This is a genomic window from Pseudoalteromonas sp. ABE4_541 (assembly GCF_056312285.1).
Map to the genome: position 1 here is coordinate 169,877 of NZ_JBSVEM010000002.1, position 16,806 is coordinate 186,682.

Genomic DNA, 16,806 nt, shown 5'->3' on the forward strand with positions numbered 1-16,806 from the left:
ACATTCAGCTTTTACCCAACCCTTACTCTGCGTAAGTTTCAACCGCTGGGCATGAACAAATTAGGTTACGGTCGCCGTATACGTCATCGATACGAGTTACCGTTGGCCAGAATTTGTCTTTTGCTACGCTTGCGACTGGGAATGCCGCGTAGAAGCGGTCGTATGCACGGTCCCATTCGTTGCCAAGTACGTCGGCTTGGGTGTGTGGTGCAAATACTAATGGGTTGTTTTCGATTGACCACTCGCCAGAGATGATCTTGTCGATTTCGCCCTTAATTGACACCATCGCTTCGATGAAACGGTCAATTTCAACTTTAGACTCAGATTCCGTTGGCTCAATCATCAAGGTGCCCGCTACTGGGAACGACATAGTTGGTGAGTGGAAGCCGTAGTCTTGCAGACGCTTCGCCACATCCATTTCAGTGATGCCAGAGGCTTCTTTGATTGGACGTAAGTCAACAATACACTCGTGCGCCACGCGGTTGTTTTGACCACGGTACAAGATTGGGTAATGCTCACTTAGTTTTTCAGTTAGGTAATTAGCGTTCACAATCGCCATTTCTGTTGCTTGCTTTAAGCCTTCGCTGCCCATCATAGCAATGTATGCCCAAGAGATAGGTAGGATTGCCGCTGAGCCGTAAGGTGCTGCTGAAACTGCACCGTTACCTTCTGTTGTACCCGCAACGTTGATCACGCTGTGGTTAGGCATAAATGGCGCAAGGTGTGACTTAACACCGATAGGACCAACACCTGGGCCACCGCCACCGTGTGGAATACAGAAAGTTTTGTGTAGGTTAAGATGCGATACGTCAGAGCCGATTGAACCTGGGCTTGTTACACCCACCTGCGCGTTCATGTTTGCGCCGTCCATGTAAACCTGACCACCGTGCTGGTGAACAATGTCACACACTTCTTTGATGGTTTGCTCGTAAACACCGTGTGTAGACGGGTAAGTCACCATGATACAAGATAGGTTTTCTGATACGTCAGCGGCTTTCGCACGTAGGTCTTCCATATCAATGTTACCGTTCTTATCACAGCCAACCACCACAACTTTCATGCTGGCCATTTGTGCAGACGCAGGGTTAGTACCGTGCGCTGAACTTGGGATCAAACAGATGTTACGGTGACCTTCGCCACGTGATTCGTGATATTTACGAATTGCGATAAGACCCGCGTATTCACCTTGTGCACCTGAGTTAGGTTGTAGTGAAACTGCATCGTAACCTGTGATGTCTACCAACCAGTCATGCAACTCGTTGATCATCACTTGGTAGCCTTGGGCTTGATCAAGTGGGCAGAACGGGTGTAGCTCTGCAAACTCAGGCCAAGTTACAGGGATCATCTCAGCGGTCGCGTTTAGCTTCATGGTACATGAACCTAATGAGATCATTGAGTGGTTAAGCGCCAAGTCTTTATTTTCAAGGCGCTTGATGTAACGCAACATTTCAGTCTCGCTGTGGTACGAGTTGAAGTTAGGATGCGTTAAAATTTCGTCATCGCGAACGAGGCTTGCAGGAATACCTGTGATGTCGTCTTTGCTAACTTGTACATCTAGTGCATCAACGTCTAGGCCGTGACCTTCGCCAAGCACGATGTCGAACAGCTGTGCTACATCAGAACGTGTGGTTGTTTCGTTTACAGAGATTGAGTATTCACCAGCGTGGTTTGTTGCAAAGTTCACTTCTGCCGCTAATGCGCGTGCGATTACGTCGTCTTTGTTATCAGCTACAACCGTTAGCGTGTCGAACCAAGTATCGTGTTTTAGCGCAACGCCTTTAGACTTAAGGCCTGTCGCTAGGATGCTTGTAAGGCGGTTAATGCGCTGAGCAATTGTTTTAAGGCCCTGTGGACCGTGATACACCGCGTAGAATGCGGCCATGTTGGCTAGCAATACTTGCGCTGTACAAATGTTTGAGTTGGCTTTTTCACGACGGATGTGCTGCTCACGTGTTTGCATTGCCATACGTAGCGCATCGTTACCTAAACGGTCTTTTGATACACCGATGATACGACCTGGTAGTGAACGCTTGTATGCGTCACGTGTTGCAAAGAAGGCCGCGTGAGGACCACCATAGCCCATAGGCACACCAAAGCGCTGTGCAGAACCAAGCACTACGTCGGCACCTAGTTTGCCCGGCGCTTTAAGTAGCATTAAGCTCATGATATCCGCAGCAACACAGGCAATCGCCTTTTTACTTTGTACTTGAGCGATTAGCTCTTGTACATCAACTACCTCACCCGTTGTGCTTGGGTACTGGAATAATGCACCAAAAATGTCATGGTTTGCAGCGTCAACCGCAGGACCGACTACCACTTCAAAACCAAACTGCTCGGCACGCGTTGCTACGACGTCAATCGTTTGCGTGTGTACGTCATCAGCAATAAAGAAGATGTTGGCTTTTTTCGCTTTTGCAACACGCTTAGCTAGCGCCATTGCTTCTGCCGCTGCAGTTGCTTCATCAAGTAGTGAAGCAGATGCTAGGTCTAAGCCTGTTAAATCAATCGTAAGAGTCTGGAAGTTTAGTAATGATTCTAAACGGCCTTGTGCGATCTCTGGCTGATATGGAGTGTATGCCGTGTACCAACCTGGGTTTTCAAGTACGTTACGTAAAATCACGTTTGGTACATGCGTTGGGTGATAACCCTGACCGATGTACGACTTGAATACTTTGTTTTGGCTTGCAACTGATTTTAGGTAGCTAAGCGTTTCAACTTCAGTACGGCTTTCACCGATGTTTAACCCTTGCTCTAAACGGATAGCCGCAGGTACAGTTTGACCGATCAGCTCTTCAACACTCGATACCCCAAGAGCGTTTAGCATGTCAGTTACTTGCGCCGGGCTTGGGCCGATATGGCGACGAATAAAATCTTGCTTTTGCTCTAACTGTTCAAGAGATTTGGCGTTTGACATTAGTCCAGATTCCTATGATCCAAATTAAAAAGTGTGTTTGTCACAAATGGCCTTGGTAACGGCAGAGTAACAAAACTAAATCAGCCCATGCGATATGGCACATGGGCCAAAAAAATTTCTACGATAACAATAAAAGCCCCAATAAATGGGGCCTTTAAACAGACGTAAAACGATTAGTCTTCGTCGATAGTGTTAGCGTAATCTTCAGCGCTTAGAAGATTTTCAAGCTCTGACTCATCAGAAGCTTTAATACGGAATAACCAGCCGTCGCCGTATGCGTCGTTGTTAACCGTTTCAGGTGAGTCTTCTAGCTCTTCGTTGATAGCAACGATAGTGCCTGTAATTGGTGCGTAAATATCCGAAGCCGCTTTAACCGACTCAGCTACTGCACAGTCTTCACCAGCGTCTACTTCGTCGTCTACTTCTGGTAATTCTACGAATACCATGTCGCCTAGAAGTTCTTGAGCGTGCTCAGTGATACCTACAGTGTAAGTGCCATCGCCTTCAGCGCGAACCCACTCGTGTGAAGACGCGTACTTTAACTCGCTAGGAATGTTGCTCATCTTTTTGTTCCTTTGGTTCGGTGTTTAGGGTGGTCAAGCCACCCTTTTTTTAATATTAAATAACTGCTTTGCCGTTACGTACGAAGCAAGGCTTCACTACTTTAACGTCAACAAGCTTTTTGCGCATTTCAACTTGGGCAGTGTCACCTGTAGAGCGCGGTACACGCGCAAGTGCAACACTAAAGCCTAAAGTTGGCGAGAATGTACCAGAAGTGATAACACCTTCGCCACCTTCTACGATAACTTTAGAGCCACTGCGAAGTACACCTTTAGTTTCTAAAACTAGACCAACTAATTTGTCGATGCTCTTGTCTGCACGTTGTTGCTCAAGCACTGAACGACCAATGAAATCGCGATCTTCTGGCTCCCAAGCAATGGTCCACGCCATGTTTGCAGCCAGTGGTGATACAGACTCATCCATATCTAAGCCGTACAAGTTCATGCCCGCTTCTAAACGTAGCGTATCACGCGCACCTAAGCCAGCAGGAGCCACGCCCGCATCTAATAATTTTTGCCAAAGATCAGCCGCATCATCGTTATGTACCACAATTTCGTAGCCATCTTCACCGGTGTAACCCGTAGTAGCAATAAATAGATTACCAGCTTGAACACCAAAAAATGGCTTCATGCCTTCAACCGCAGCTTGTTGCTCGTCGCTTAATACTGCTGCTGTTTTAGCTTTCGCGTTTGGACCTTGCACTGCAATCATCGCGTACTCAGGACGCTCTGTGACTTCAACAGCATAACCTTCAGATACGTTTGCAATGTGTGCTAAGTCTTTTTCACGAGTTGCTGAGTTTACAACTAGGCGATAGCTCGTTTCTGAGAAGAAGTAGATGATAAGGTCATCAATTACACCGCCTTGCTCGTTTAGCATGCCGGTATAAAGTGCTTTGCCAGGAACTTTTAACTTTGCAACGTCGTTTGCTACGAGTTTACGCAAAAATGCTTGTGCATCATCGCCTGCAACATCAACAATCGTCATGTGAGAAACATCGAACATGCCTGCATCGTTACGCACCGCGTTGTGCTCTTCAATTTGTGAACCATAATTGATTGGCATTTCCCAACCATGAAAATCCACCATTTTCGCGCCAGCTTCAAGATGCTTAGCATGTAACACTGTTTTAGAAGTCATATCAGTCCTTCACTTATCAATACTCAGTAAATACGCTTACTGAACTGTACCTCTTAAGAGGCGGGGTTAATTCAATAGCAACAAGGGCACGCTAAAATAGAGTGCCCTTGTTATTTTGATTTAGTTTAGGTTAAAGCCTTGCGCTTGCAATTCAGCTTGCCACTTTTGTAGTGTAGGCTGTTGCGCAATGAGTTGATAACGCTGCTCACCTTCCTCTAATAAAGAGGTAACGAATACTTCACCGCTTTGCCTGCCGTAGCAAACAAGTTCATCTGATAGTCTTAAGCCCGGTGTTAGCTCAAAACTAGAAATCAAGGTATCAAACGCCTGACTACCTGATAATGTGGTAATAGCTAAATCATCGCGTACCACCAGCTCAATATCGTAGTCCTCTACATGCTTGGCAACAAACTCCTCGAGACTTGTCACAGCACTGCTTTCAACGACAAATCGGTAGGCAGTCTCACTGAAGTAATACACGGTAAACGCTGCACCGCTGTCTAATGTGCCTTTTATACCAAGGCCTGGCGCCATCAGCTTATTGAGATTTAAACCCATTTGCTGATTTAAAAAAGGTGTCGCTTCAAAGCCGCTGAAATCCAACACGGTCAAGCTTTGGGTTGCCACCATGCAATTATGCGCAGGAGTTGTACCTTGACGGTGCTTAGCAAACATTGTGGGTGCAAAGGTCATTGATGACACCTTAATTAAATTTCGATAAGCACAGAGTATATTGATGGCAAAAGCCAACAACAAATTGTAATTATTTATCCATTGATAAATAATACTTATGTAATTAGCTTTGTTAAATAGTATTTATTAATATGAAGAACTTATCCATTGATGGCTTGCGTACTTTAGTAACTGTGGTTGAAGTAGGCGGTTTTGCCAAAGCAGGTGAACTACTCGGTCTTTCACAACCGGCTGTGTCACTACAGGTCAAGCGTCTTGAAGACATGCTCAACTGCAAGTTGTTTAAAAAGCAGGGGCAACGTCAAGTGCTTAATCAGTATGGAGAATTGCTACTGCCACTGGCAAAGCAAATGTTGCAGCAAAATGATGCCATTATTCAACAGTTCACCTCAGAAAGTGTCACCGGTAAGGTGCGCTTAGGCATACCTAGTGAGTTTGCTGCCCGCATCTTGCCATCCATTATTGGCGACTTTGTATCTTTATATCCCGATGTATCGCTCGAAGTGAAATCCCGATTGAGTAAGCATTTGCTGTCAGCATCGCGACAAGATCAGTTTGACTTAGTATTAGCACTGAACGAACAACTGAACTCCGTGCAGCATCCTATTTTTATGCAAGATCAGTTGGTGTGGGTGGGCGACTTATCTAAAGCCGAAGAAGGCCTAGTTACCTTAGTTACCGCGCCTGAGGGATGTATTTATCGCCGTCGCGCCATTGAAGCACTACAACAAGCGGGCATTAAACACCGAATTATTTACAGCAACGCCGATTTAACTGGGCTTATCGCCGCGCTAAAAGAAGGTTTAGGGATCACCGTACTGGCAAAAAGTACCGTGCCCGCCGATTTAAACTATCTAAGCCACACCGCCTATTTGCCCGAGCTTGGGCAAATAGGTATTTGCTTAGTGAAAAACTCCGCTGAATCCGTACATGCGGTAGATAAACTCGCAGAATTTATCGCACTTCGTTTGAGCTAAGTCATGAGTAACCCAATGTAAGCGTTGCTCACACAATAACGGTTATTTGCCAATGGCCTCTTTTGCGAATAGGTTTTTAATTGGTCCAAGGTTATCGACCAAGCTCAAGCCTACACCGCGGATCATTTTCTTCAATGGATGAGCGCCTTCAAATAGCTCTTTCAAACCTTGCATCATCGCAATGTGTTTTTGTGCATCAAGTTTGCGCGTGCGCTCATACTCTCGGAGCGTTTTTCGGCTCGCAAACTCTTCACCATCTCCATCACTGAGTAAATCAATAAGGAGAGCAGCATCTTTTAAGCCTAAATTCATGCCAAGCCCAGCTAACGGATGTATGGTATGCGCCGCATCGCCCATTAATAGCACTTTGTTGTTTAGCCACTGTTTTGCATAGCGCATGCGAAGTGGAAACACAGCGCGGTCATCAGCCACTTCACACAAACCGCACTGCCCATCAATCGCTGCATTAAGTGCTTTGTTAAAATCTTCTCGCGATAAGTCCATCAACCGCTTTGCTTCACTCGGGGAAGTAGACCAAACAATTGAGTGATAGTATTCGTCCGCTAACGGTAAAAATGCCAATGGGCCAGTCGGCAAAAAAACCTGCCTTGCCGTAGCATCGTGGGAAAACTGAGTTTTTACGGTAGCAACTATCGCATGGTGATCATAATCCCAAAACGTTAGCGGTAATTTAAATTGCTCTCGTATCGCAGAGTTAGCGCCATCTGCCGCCACCAACAGTTTGGCCATGACTGGTGTGCCATCATCTAAGGTGATCAACACATCGGTGTCGGTTTGGTGGATACTTTGGTAACGCGTGTTAAATGCCAAAGTAGCATTCGGCGTTGCTTTAAGCTGAGTGAACAAACCATAACGAATAGCATCATTTTCAATGATATGGCCAAGCTCAGGTAAATCTAAGTCGTTACTATTAAATGCAATTTTACCAAAGCTGTCTTTATCTCGAACATCCATATAATGATAGGGGGCGGTACGAGCAGCACAGATATGTTGCCATACCCCCAAACGCTGAAACAGGGTTTGACTTGCTAAACTAATGGCACTCACTCGATTGGCAAATTGCTCAGCCAACGGTTGAGGTTCGTTGCCACTATCTATAACGAGTACATTAATATTCGCCTGTGCGAGGCCCAAGGCCAATGTGAGCCCGACTGCACCACCACCCACAATACAAACTTGTACTTGCTGCATTTAATTACTTCCTTTGATCACATGACCCATTAGCTGTTTTGCCAACGGTGCCTTTAAATCTTCAGACAAAGCCATTGCAAACAAACCACAGCTGCGCCCAAATGCCATTAACCTTGATGAATTTGAAAAAAGCCTGACTAAAGAGTCAGTTAAAGTCATAACAGTGTTAATGTCTTTCTCTCTCGCCAACTCATAGCTTCGCGTAAATGCATAATTACCAAGCTCATCTGTATTTGTACACGCTAATTGCTTAACCAAACACTGAATATCTCGTAAGCCTAAATTAAAGCCTTGGCCCGCAATAGGATGGATAGCATGAGCAGCATTTCCAATAACAAGGGTACGGTGATGTAATAGTTTATCTACTCGGCCTAATACCAAAGGGTAAGTAGAACGAACGCCCACTTGGATAAACAACCCAGCTCGATAACCAAATGCCGCCTGTAATTGTTCAATAAACAGTGCTTCGCTCATTTGCTGATATTGCTCAAGTTTGTCGCTGTTCATACACCAAACCAATGAATATCTGTCATCACTCATTGGCAACAATGCCATGGGCCCTTGTTCAGTAAAGCGCTCAAAGGCTTGTCCTTGATGCCCACCTTGCACTTTTACATTGGCGATCAGCGCACCTTGTTCATAAGCAGTGTGATTAAAAGCAATATTTAACATGCTTCGAGTGGGTGATTTAGCACCATCGGCTATAACGAGTAGTTTTGCACTTAACTGCTTTCCATCACCCAACACAACGTTCACTTGCTCTGCTTGTTGAGCAACGTCACTAATGATTGCTGGACACATCAGTGTGATACCCGCTTCGTGCAGCTGCTGATGCAAAAAAGCGCCATAAGGGTTAACTTCAACAACGTAACCTAAAGCATCACATTGGTAATCTTTATGATGAATATGCGTTTTTCCGAAGTGGCCTCGGTCCGACACATGTACTTGTTTTATAGGCTGTGTGAATGACCAATCTGACTTAAACAAGCCCAGTTGACTTAAATAGGTGACCGATTGACTTGCAAGTGCAATGCTGCGGTCGTCAAAACTTGGGTGCACATTACCCATCGGCTCAAAAGCTTCAACAACGGCAATTTTATATTTGGGACACCGTTTGTGTATCGCCAAAGCAGCGGAAGCACCTGCCATGCCTCCACCAACAATGAGAATATCAAATTGCTGCAAACCGCTCTCCTACTGTTGCATCAGCGCTTCTATTTGTGCAATGGTTTTTGGCACAGCTGCAGTTAAGTTCTCAAATCCCGCTTTAGTTACCAGTAAATCGTCTTCAATGCGAATACCAATGCCTTTAAATTGCTCGGGAACTTGCGCATCTTCATCAAAGTAAAGACCCGGTTCAATCGTCAGCACCATACCCGGTTCAAATGGACGGTCAGCTTCATCCAATTTATATTCACCCACATCATGTACATCTAAACCAAGCCAATGACCTAGACCATGCATATAAAACGCTTTACATGCCTGACTTTCCATCAGTGTATCTAAATCGCCAGCCAAAATACCGAGCTGGATCAAACCTTTGGTCATTACTTTCATTGCTGCTTTATTTGCTTCAACTAAAGTGCCGCCAGGTTTAACATGCGCAAAAGCCGCCTGTTGAGCTTGTAACACTAATTCATATATCTGTTTTTGTGGCTCAGAAAATTGGCCTGAAACAGGGAAAGTACGAGTAATGTCCGCCGCATACCCTTCTAGTTCACAGCCTGAATCAATCAACACTAAGTCACCGTCTTTAAGCTCATCGCTATTTTCGGTGTAATGCAAAATATTGGCATTGTTACCTGAGCCTACAATTGTACCGTATGCAGGATGGCGAGCACCTTGCATTGCATAGTGGTGATGAATTTCAGCTTCCAGTTGATATTCAGTTGCGCCGACTTTGGCAAAACGCATGGCTCTTTTATGTGCCTCACAACTGATTTGCGCCGCTTTACGCATCACCGCTATTTCAGCATCTGATTTAAACAAACGCATTTCATGTACGAGTGGGCGAATATCCTTAATGATCTCCGGTGCACGGTAACCTTTTTTAGGAGCGCCCCGTAACATATTTAATAACGACCATACTTTGTCATCAAATGCACTGTAGGTACCTTGACCATAATAAAGTACTCGTTTGGTATTCACGAGCAATGCAAGCTGTTCATCGAGCTCGCTCAACGGATAGGTGTGATCAAATAAGTACTGCGCTTTCGCTTGTTCGAAACCAACGCGGCGACCGTGCCAGATCTCAGCTACTTTATCTTTATTCCTACAAAATAAGTGGCTTTGAACGTTTTCTTCTTTGTCTTTACATAAAACCAAAACCGCATCAGGCTCTTTAAAACCTGTTAGGTAGAAAAAATCACTGTCTTGACGAAATGGAAACTCGGTATCCCGACTGCGGGTCAGCTCCACTGCAGCAGGAATAATTGCCACAGCATTTTTATCTAACTGTTCAAGCAAGCGCACACGGCGCGCTAAGAATTCTTTAGTGTCAATCATTAGTGTATGGTCTTTGAAGGTGTTGAAGTATCTTTACCCATCTCCGCGAAGCAAAGCAATGCAGATACACGGATATACTCTACGATTTCGTGAAATGCCTGTTGATCTTCTTCTGTATCGTCAAAGTGTGTATCTAGCTTGGTAATTTCAGTAAAGTCACCGATCACTTCTTTAACATCAGCAGAAAGCTTACCGTAGTCTTTTTTCTTTAAGCCAAAACCGAGCAAAAATCCGGATACCCAAGCCACCAAAGCATTTGCTTGATCCACGAGAGATTCATCTTCACTTGGCAAAAATAGCTCAAAATGAAACTCGCTATCATTAAAGTGCTCTACGACATGTTTATACATTGCGGCAAAAAACTGCTTGAGCGCTTCACTAAAGCTTTGCCCTTCATTAAATACGTCGCTCAGTAGCCCTAAGTATTCTTTTTCCTCAATATTTAAGCCACAAGCCAAGAGGCCGCTGATAGCGCCATGCACTTCAGCAGGGGCAACATAAATATCGTGTTTTTCAAGCAAAAGCTGTGCTTGTGTATAGTCTTTTAATTCGCTCATTTAAGTAACTTTTCTCGCGGTGTATGGCTTTATGCTAACACTGCAAGTATAGCAACTCCAAGCAATTGTATCCTATGGATTAAAAATCATGCACTCTGCTCAGTTAACTATCATTGGCGTACAAAAACCTAGCGAACGAACAAGATTTTTTGATTTATGGTTTAAGCTTGTAGAGATGTTATATATACTAAAATAGTTCCCTAGCTCGTAGGACAGCAGATTAAGTCCCTGAGCCGATAAACTTTATTTAGGAATGTAGTTTGCTTGCTATTGAGCATGCTTGGCAAGTACCGAGAAGCCTACGGTAAGCTGTTGCATTCCGCCTTGAACCTCAGGGTTCAAGGGCTGACATCCGCATCCGCGCCGCCGGGGAACACCACTTCAAACCTACCACACTTTTCAAAACTCGTTAGATACAAAAAAACCCCACATTTGTGAGGCTTTTCTTTGCTACTTAACTTCAAATATTTGCATATATTTGAGTTCAAAAGCTTAATTTAGATACCAGCGCGCTCTTTAATAACCGCGATTAAAGGTGAGCTACCATGGCCATTGCCTTCAGCCCAAGCGATTTCGGCACCATCTTTTAAAGCACTTTTAGGTAAGTTTTTAACGATGTACTTACCTGTGTCTGTCGCGTTACTAACAATGGCATGGCGCAACAAGTTGTTGCCATTACACAATACGGCATCAAAAATGTTACGAATTTTCACACGCGAGCTTTTTAGTTTCTTACGTAAGTTGCCCTTATCATTAGCAGCAACATATTCACACAAAGATACCGCTAACTGCTCGTCAGCACTTGCATTGTGGCTAAATGTTAAAGACGCTGCACATAAAGAAACAGAAACCAGCACGGTAGTTAATTTCATCTCAAAACCCTTCTAATACTTTGTTCGTACCCAAATTTGTTCGCTATTCTAGCAAGTTGCGCAAAAATTAGCAATAAACTCATAGTTTTTTCTGTAAAGTTACGAACTTATGATTATGTGGATTTTGCTCATCAGCTGCACAGGATTGCTCAGATGTGACCTGCCAACGAGCAACTTTTGTATAGTCAGGAAAACAAGTGTCTCCTGCTACATCCAGTTCAATAAACGTTAAGTATAGACGCTGGCACACAGGAAGAAACTGTTCATAAATATTTCCTCCACCAATTATCATCACTTCGTCTAGTCCTTCTACCAACGACAATGCCGCATCAGGGGAGGTAACCACCTCAACTCCCTCTGCTGTATACTGCGCATTACGAGTAATGATGATATTACGTCGGCCTGGCAATGGACGACCTATTGATTCAAATGTTTTGCGACCCATAATAACTGGCTTGTTTAATGTGACGCGCTTAAAGTGCTTTAGATCCGCAGGTAAGTGCCAAGGCATTTGATTATCTTGACCTATTACTCGATTATTTGCCATTGCCGCTATCATGGAAATTATCACACTCAACCTCTCTCATTTTTCGTATTAAAAAAGGGCCAAACAGCCCTTATTTATCTATATTATTCTAAATTATCGCTCGTAGATTACTTCAACATCGTAATCATCGTCATCCCAGTCATCATCCCAATCGTCATCATTGCTTTCTTGGGTTGCTTTGCGATGATAAGTATCCCACTTAAACTCGACTTCTTCTTGCTCTGCTTCTACCTCAAACTTATCTTTTGGCATGCTCTCAAGTAAGCTCATGATGTCATAACAAAGCGGTTGAGTGTTTTGCTTATTGATAGCAGAGATACGGTAAACTTTCTCGGCATCGAGCTCCTGTGTTATGCGCTCACAAATTTCGTCAGCTTCTTCTTCTGGCAATAAGTCGATCTTGTTTAATACCAACCAACGCGGCTTTTCTGCAAGCTTAGGACTGTATTGGTGTAGCTCGTTAATAATAGAAAAAGCATTGTCTACCGGATCGGTACCATCGATCGGCATCACATCAATAATGTGTAATAACACGCGACAACGTTCAAGGTGCTTTAAGAAGCGAATACCTAAGCCTGCACCTTCAGAGGCGCCTTCAATCAAACCTGGAATATCAGCAATAACAAAAGATTTGCTTGCTTCTGGTCTCACAACGCCTAGGTTGGGTACCAACGTCGTAAATGGGTAGTCAGCAACTTTAGGCTTAGCAGCAGACACACTACGAATAAAAGTAGATTTACCCGCATTAGGTAAACCAAGCAAGCCTACGTCAGCAAGTAATAGTAGCTCTAGTTTTAAGTTACGAACTTCACCCGGTGTGCCCAGTGTTTTTTGACGAGGTGCACGGTTTACACTTGATTTAAAGCGAGTATTGCCTAAGCCGTGAAAGCCACCTTTAGCAACCAATAACTTTTGACCATGTTGCGTTAAGTCCCCCAAAGACTCCTCTGTGTCAACATCGGTTACCCGAGTACCAACAGGTACTTTTAAGAAAAGGTCACTGCCTTTTTTACCGGTACAGTTGCGAGATTGACCATTCGTTCCGCGTTCAGCACGGTGAAAACGCTCAAATTGATAATCTATTAATGTATTCCAGTTTTCATCAGCGATAAGGTAAACACTTCCGCCGTCCCCACCATCACCACCATCAGGGCCGCCATCAGGGACATATTTTTCTCGACGGAATGACACAATGCCACTACCGCCATCGCCCGCTTCTGCACGAATTTCAACTTCATCGACAAACTTCATGGTTACTCTCTTTTGACTGGGGGGATTTAATACCGAAGTATAATACCTTTGCTACTAAAGCTTTAGTCATTATTGCGTCATTCACAAAATAGCGGCTTTAGTTTCAAAAACTTTATTTTGAACAAACAAAAAACCCCGCCGTAGCGGGGTTTTTTTAATCTTTTACCGATTACTCAGCAATGATGCTAACGTATTTACGGTTTAAAGGACCTTTTTGTTCAAAAACAACTTTACCGTCTGCTTTTGCAAAAATTGTGTGGTCTTTACCGATACCTGCGTTAGTGCCAGCGTGGAACTTAGTACCACGTTGACGAACAATGATGTTACCCGCTAATACTGATTCACCACCGAAACGCTTAACACCTAAGCGTTTACTTTCTGAATCACGACCGTTACGAGTACTACCAGCTGCCTTCTTATGTGCCATCTTTCTGTACCTCTAAATTAAGCGCTAATGCCAGTGATTTTAACTTCAGTGAACCACTGACGGTGGCCCATCTGCTTGCGAGAATGCTTACGACGTCTAAATTTAACAATCTTAATCTTCTCACCACGACCGTGTGAAACAACCTCAGCTGTTACTTTACCACCGTTTACGAACGGTGCACCGATCTCGATTTTCTCACCATCAGCAACTAGAAGTACTGAATCGAATTCAACTGCTGCACCAGTTTCAACGTCTAATTTCTCTAGACGAATTGTTTGACCTTCAGTCACACGGTGCTGTTTACCACCACTTTGGAAAACCGCGTACATAATTAACTCCGTCTGTGCGCCCTCAAATCGACGCAACTTAATATTCTTCAATAGGGCGCGAAGTTTACGCTAATGCTTTACTACAAGCAAGCCTATTTTTGTAGAAAGTGAATAAAAAATAACTGCGACGAGGGCGAATCATTATTTTTTGCTAGTTTATCCAAAAATGCACATAAACCAAAGCGCTTTTTTACACTTTTAAGACGCGATGAAAAGGTTTTCAGGCAGCTCTTTAACTGCCCAAAAAATCAACAAGATAAAATCATAAGTTATTTTTTTTAGCTGATTTAGACAAAATATCGAGCTAGTTAAATTTTTGTAGTACACTCGCACTGTATTTCGTAATTTACCTTTGGCTTGGAGCACAATGGATATCAAGACTATCCAGACGTTAATCGAACCTGACATGCTTAACGTCAACCAATTAATTCACGCACAAATGCAATCTGATGTTGCGTTGGTTAATCAACTTGGACTGTATATTATCAACAGCGGTGGTAAGCGTATCCGTCCGATGCTGACTTTACTTGCAGCCAAAGCACTTAATTGCTCAGATGACAGGCACATCACCCTCGCTACCATAATAGAATTTATCCACACGGCTACTTTACTCCATGACGATGTTGTTGACGAGTCAGCGCTGCGTCGTGGTGAGCCCACTGCAAATGCCGAGTTTGGTAATGCGGCGAGCGTATTGGTTGGTGATTTTATCTATACACGCTCCTTCCAGCTTATGGTTGGCCTTAATAATATGCAGGTGATGGAAATACTCGCCGATGCCACCAATGTGATTGCCGAAGGTGAAGTTTTACAGTTGATGAACTGTAACGATCCTGACACGACTGAACAAAGTTATATGCAGGTTATCTACAGCAAAACAGCTAAGCTTTTTGAAGCGGCAACGCAGCTACCCGCAGTTGTTCTTGAGTACTCACAAGAGATTCAAGAAGCTTTAAAACTATACGGAATGCATTTAGGCACAGCCTTTCAATTGGTTGATGATGTGTTGGATTACAGTGCAAACGCGGAGCAAATGGGTAAGAATTTAGGGGATGATTTGGCTGAAGGTAAGCCAACTCTGCCACTTATTTATGCGATGCAACATGGCACGCCAAACCAAGTACAACAAATCCGAGAAGCAATTGAGTCGGGTAATGGCATGAATTATCTTGAAGATATTTTAGCTACATTAGAGCAAACTAAAGCGCTAGAGTTTGCGATGGACAAAGCGAGAAGCGAAGCCAATAAAGCAATTGAATATTTATCCGTGCTTGAAGAGTCACCTTATAAGCAGGCTCTGGTCGCGTTAGCCGAGCTCTCCGTTGCACGAGATCACTAATTTTCCTTTCGTATAAAAATAAGGCCGCTTAATGCGGCCTTATTTTTATCAAACAATACATGTTACTTCTGTTCTGGTGGACGATAGCCTTCAATTTCTACTTCTTTATCTTCAAATAAAAAGCCTACCATTTGCTCTTCAAGTAACGCTCTATGCTCAGGATCCATCATATTTAAATGCTTTTCGTTAATAAGCATAGTTTGCTTATGTTGCCACTGTTGCCATGCTTCTTTTGAAATATTGTTGAAAATTTTCTCGCCGACTTCACCGGGATATAATTGAAAGTCTAAACCCGGAGCTTCTTTTTGTAGCTTTTTACAAAATACTGTACGTGCCATCTTGGTTTCCAAATCAGTTTAACAAGTTAATTACGCCTAGTTTAACCTAATGCGCTTAGTTCTTTAACCAACTTTTTGGTCGGTGCTGCAAGCCCTACTTCTGCATGATCGTTCAAGTCATACCAAATGATTGGTCGTTCATGAACAAAATCAGGTATACAATCAAGCTTTAATACTTGAGGGTGCAACGTTAATTCAAAATGCGTAAATATATGAGTAAATGATTCGAGTGATTGAATTCGCCCTTTTAGGTCTTGCTGAGCGACAAACTCTTCGACTTCTTGAAAGGATTGAAACTCAAAAAAACCAAACAAACCACCCCAGATCCCAGAGTTTGGCCTTTTCTCCATCAGTAATTTGTTGTCTGCTGAAACAATTAAATGATAGGCCTGCTTTTTTGGCTTTTCTTTTTTTGGCTTTGAATTTGGAAATGCTTTTACTTGATTATGTTGATGTGCCAAACATTGGCTCACCAAAGGACAAGCTTCGCAGTCAAAGTTACTTCTTGAACACAGACTAGAGCCTAAATCCATCATAGCTTGATTGAACTGGGCAACATTATCCGATGGCGTTATATCGGTACTTAACTGCCAAAGTTGGTTCTCAACCTTTTTTACACCGTACCAGCCTTCAACCATAAAAAAGCGTGCCAAAACGCGCTTTACGTTTCCGTCTAATATAGGGTGATGCTGGCCAAGCGCCAGCGACAATATTGCCCCCGCCGTTGAACGTCCTATACCAGGTAAAGACATCATGTCTTCTAGCGCGGTTGGAAACTCACCGTGATACTTTTCAGTGACAATTTTCGCTGTTTTATGCAGGTTCCTAGCCCTAGCGTAATACCCCAGTCCAGTCCAGTGGTGTAACACTTCATCTTCGGGGGCACTCGCTAATGCACCAACGGTGGGAAAGCGCGCCATAAAGCGCTCAAAATAGGGGATCACCGTGACCACTTGCGTCTGCTGTAGCATCACTTCAGATACCCAAACTTTGTAGGGCGTTTTAGCTAACTGCCAAGGCAGCGTTTTACGCCCATGAAGGTGATACCAATTAACAACTTGCTCGGCAAACCACTGGGCTTGCTGTTTTGTAACCTGCATTATCTGCTACTACTTGCTTGTTTCTTAATGGCTCGCCAGTGTAG

17 protein-coding genes and 1 other RNA gene are annotated in these 16,806 nt (G+C 43.8%); 3 read left to right on the plus strand and 15 right to left on the minus strand.

The features are described 5' to 3' along the window. Positions 1-22: 22 nt before the first annotated feature. The 4 genes from gcvP to ACW689_RS03410 all read right to left on the minus strand — a co-directional run bounded on the left by gcvP (position 23) and on the right by ACW689_RS03410 (position 5,308). The gene (gcvP, locus tag ACW689_RS03395) at positions 23-2,914 is read right to left on the minus strand and encodes an aminomethyl-transferring glycine dehydrogenase (RefSeq protein ID WP_476288494.1); all 2,892 of its coding nucleotides are present in this window, start codon (positions 2,912-2,914) and stop codon (positions 23-25) included. 173 nt (positions 2,915-3,087) lie between these two features. Continuing rightward, positions 3,088-3,477 (minus strand): glycine cleavage system protein GcvH, encoded by a 390-nt coding sequence (gene gcvH, locus ACW689_RS03400; protein WP_476288495.1) that lies wholly within the window; start codon positions 3,475-3,477, stop codon positions 3,088-3,090. 55 nt (positions 3,478-3,532) lie between these two features. Further along, a complete protein-coding gene (gene gcvT / locus ACW689_RS03405) occupies positions 3,533-4,615 on the minus strand; it encodes a glycine cleavage system aminomethyltransferase GcvT (RefSeq protein ID WP_476288496.1) in 1,083 nt (360 codons plus the stop codon). 120 nt (positions 4,616-4,735) lie between these two features. Further along, entirely contained in the window at positions 4,736-5,308 is a 573-nt protein-coding gene (locus tag ACW689_RS03410; RefSeq protein WP_476288497.1) for a hypothetical protein, read from the minus strand. A gap of 131 nt (positions 5,309-5,439) precedes the next feature. Between ACW689_RS03410 and ACW689_RS03415 the strand changes: the two genes are divergently transcribed. After that, positions 5,440-6,285, plus strand: a complete 846-nt coding sequence (locus tag ACW689_RS03415; protein ID WP_476288498.1) for a LysR family transcriptional regulator — start codon at positions 5,440-5,442, stop codon at positions 6,283-6,285. A 42-nt stretch (positions 6,286-6,327) separates the two neighbouring features. On the opposite strand, the gene ACW689_RS03420 is transcribed toward ACW689_RS03415, so the two are convergent. The 4 genes from ACW689_RS03420 to ACW689_RS03435 are packed head-to-tail and all read right to left on the minus strand — an operon-like array spanning position 6,328 to position 10,559. Then, positions 6,328-7,497, minus strand: a complete 1,170-nt coding sequence (locus ACW689_RS03420) for an FAD-dependent monooxygenase (protein WP_476288499.1) — start codon at positions 7,495-7,497, stop codon at positions 6,328-6,330. Continuing rightward, positions 7,498-8,682: a 2-octaprenyl-6-methoxyphenyl hydroxylase gene (gene ubiH / locus ACW689_RS03425; RefSeq protein ID WP_476288500.1), complete on the minus strand. Its 1,185-nt coding sequence runs from the start codon at positions 8,680-8,682 to the stop codon at positions 7,498-7,500. Between the two features lie 9 nt (positions 8,683-8,691). Further along, positions 8,692-10,002 (minus strand): Xaa-Pro aminopeptidase, encoded by a 1,311-nt coding sequence (pepP, locus tag ACW689_RS03430; RefSeq protein WP_476288501.1) that lies wholly within the window; start codon positions 10,000-10,002, stop codon positions 8,692-8,694. Continuing rightward, complete coding sequence (locus ACW689_RS03435; RefSeq protein WP_476288502.1) at positions 10,002-10,559, minus strand: UPF0149 family protein; 558 nt, start codon at positions 10,557-10,559, stop codon at positions 10,002-10,004. Before ACW689_RS03435 ends, pepP begins: the two co-directional genes overlap by 1 nt. Positions 10,560-10,753: 194 nt before the next feature. On the opposite strand from ACW689_RS03435, the gene ssrS reads away from it, so the two are divergent. Next, positions 10,754-10,936: non-coding RNA, 6S RNA (ssrS, locus tag ACW689_RS03440), on the plus strand. Between the two features lie 120 nt (positions 10,937-11,056). On the opposite strand, the gene ACW689_RS03445 is transcribed toward ssrS, so the two are convergent. From ACW689_RS03445 to rplU, 5 genes are all read right to left on the minus strand, one after another. Continuing rightward, complete coding sequence (locus ACW689_RS03445) at positions 11,057-11,431, minus strand: DUF3718 domain-containing protein (RefSeq protein WP_476288503.1); 375 nt, start codon at positions 11,429-11,431, stop codon at positions 11,057-11,059. Between the two features lie 79 nt (positions 11,432-11,510). Next, positions 11,511-12,002: a type 3 dihydrofolate reductase gene (gene folA, locus ACW689_RS03450; protein ID WP_476288504.1), complete on the minus strand. Its 492-nt coding sequence runs from the start codon at positions 12,000-12,002 to the stop codon at positions 11,511-11,513. 69 nt (positions 12,003-12,071) lie between these two features. Beyond that, positions 12,072-13,229 carry an Obg family GTPase CgtA gene (cgtA, locus tag ACW689_RS03455; protein ID WP_476288505.1) on the minus strand — a complete coding sequence of 386 codons (1,158 nt, stop codon included), beginning with the start codon at positions 13,227-13,229 and terminating at the stop codon, positions 12,072-12,074. Positions 13,230-13,398: 169 nt separating this feature from the next. Next, positions 13,399-13,656 carry a 50S ribosomal protein L27 gene (gene rpmA / locus ACW689_RS03460; protein WP_010383519.1) on the minus strand — a complete coding sequence of 86 codons (258 nt, stop codon included), beginning with the start codon at positions 13,654-13,656 and terminating at the stop codon, positions 13,399-13,401. Positions 13,657-13,673: 17 nt separating this feature from the next. Next, positions 13,674-13,985, minus strand: coding sequence for a 50S ribosomal protein L21 (rplU, locus tag ACW689_RS03465; RefSeq protein WP_070985693.1), 312 nt, complete (start codon positions 13,983-13,985; stop codon positions 13,674-13,676). A 367-nt stretch (positions 13,986-14,352) separates the two neighbouring features. Here rplU and ispB point away from each other — a divergent pair, with 367 nt between their 5' ends. Further along, positions 14,353-15,324, plus strand: coding sequence for an octaprenyl diphosphate synthase (gene ispB, locus ACW689_RS03470; RefSeq protein ID WP_476288506.1), 972 nt, complete (start codon positions 14,353-14,355; stop codon positions 15,322-15,324). Between the two features lie 62 nt (positions 15,325-15,386). Here the strand turns inward: ispB and ACW689_RS03475 are convergent, their stop codons facing one another. Together ACW689_RS03475 and mutY are read right to left on the minus strand one after the other, a co-directional pair. Beyond that, positions 15,387-15,662, minus strand: coding sequence for an oxidative damage protection protein (locus ACW689_RS03475; protein WP_476288507.1), 276 nt, complete (start codon positions 15,660-15,662; stop codon positions 15,387-15,389). Between the two features lie 41 nt (positions 15,663-15,703). After that, positions 15,704-16,765 (minus strand): A/G-specific adenine glycosylase, encoded by a 1,062-nt coding sequence (gene mutY, locus ACW689_RS03480; RefSeq protein ID WP_476288602.1) that lies wholly within the window; start codon positions 16,763-16,765, stop codon positions 15,704-15,706. Positions 16,766-16,806: the final 41 nt, after the last annotated feature.

Bases quoted from the DNA above. Each gene is read 5' to 3' on its own strand.
- gcvP (WP_476288494.1), bottom strand. From the start codon at position 2,914: ATGTCAAACGCCAAATCTCTTGAACAGTTAGAGCAAAAGCAAGATTTT.
- gcvH (WP_476288495.1), bottom strand. From the start codon at position 3,477: ATGAGCAACATTCCTAGCGAGTTAAAGTACGCGTCTTCACACGAGTGG.
- gcvT (WP_476288496.1), bottom strand. From the start codon at position 4,615: ATGACTTCTAAAACAGTGTTACATGCTAAGCATCTTGAAGCTGGCGCG.
- ACW689_RS03410 (WP_476288497.1), bottom strand. From the start codon at position 5,308: ATGACCTTTGCACCCACAATGTTTGCTAAGCACCGTCAAGGTACAACT.
- ACW689_RS03415 (WP_476288498.1), top strand. From the start codon at position 5,440: ATGAAGAACTTATCCATTGATGGCTTGCGTACTTTAGTAACTGTGGTT.
- ACW689_RS03420 (WP_476288499.1), bottom strand. From the start codon at position 7,497: ATGCAGCAAGTACAAGTTTGTATTGTGGGTGGTGGTGCAGTCGGGCTC.
- pepP (WP_476288501.1), bottom strand. From the start codon at position 10,002: ATGATTGACACTAAAGAATTCTTAGCGCGCCGTGTGCGCTTGCTTGAA.
- ACW689_RS03435 (WP_476288502.1), bottom strand. From the start codon at position 10,559: ATGAGCGAATTAAAAGACTATACACAAGCACAGCTTTTGCTTGAAAAA.
- ACW689_RS03445 (WP_476288503.1), bottom strand. From the start codon at position 11,431: ATGAAATTAACTACCGTGCTGGTTTCTGTTTCTTTATGTGCAGCGTCT.
- cgtA (WP_476288505.1), bottom strand. From the start codon at position 13,229: ATGAAGTTTGTCGATGAAGTTGAAATTCGTGCAGAAGCGGGCGATGGC.
- rpmA (WP_010383519.1), bottom strand. From the start codon at position 13,656: ATGGCACATAAGAAGGCAGCTGGTAGTACTCGTAACGGTCGTGATTCA.
- rplU (WP_070985693.1), bottom strand. From the start codon at position 13,985: ATGTACGCGGTTTTCCAAAGTGGTGGTAAACAGCACCGTGTGACTGAA.
- ispB (WP_476288506.1), top strand. From the start codon at position 14,353: ATGGATATCAAGACTATCCAGACGTTAATCGAACCTGACATGCTTAAC.
- ACW689_RS03475 (WP_476288507.1), bottom strand. From the start codon at position 15,662: ATGGCACGTACAGTATTTTGTAAAAAGCTACAAAAAGAAGCTCCGGGT.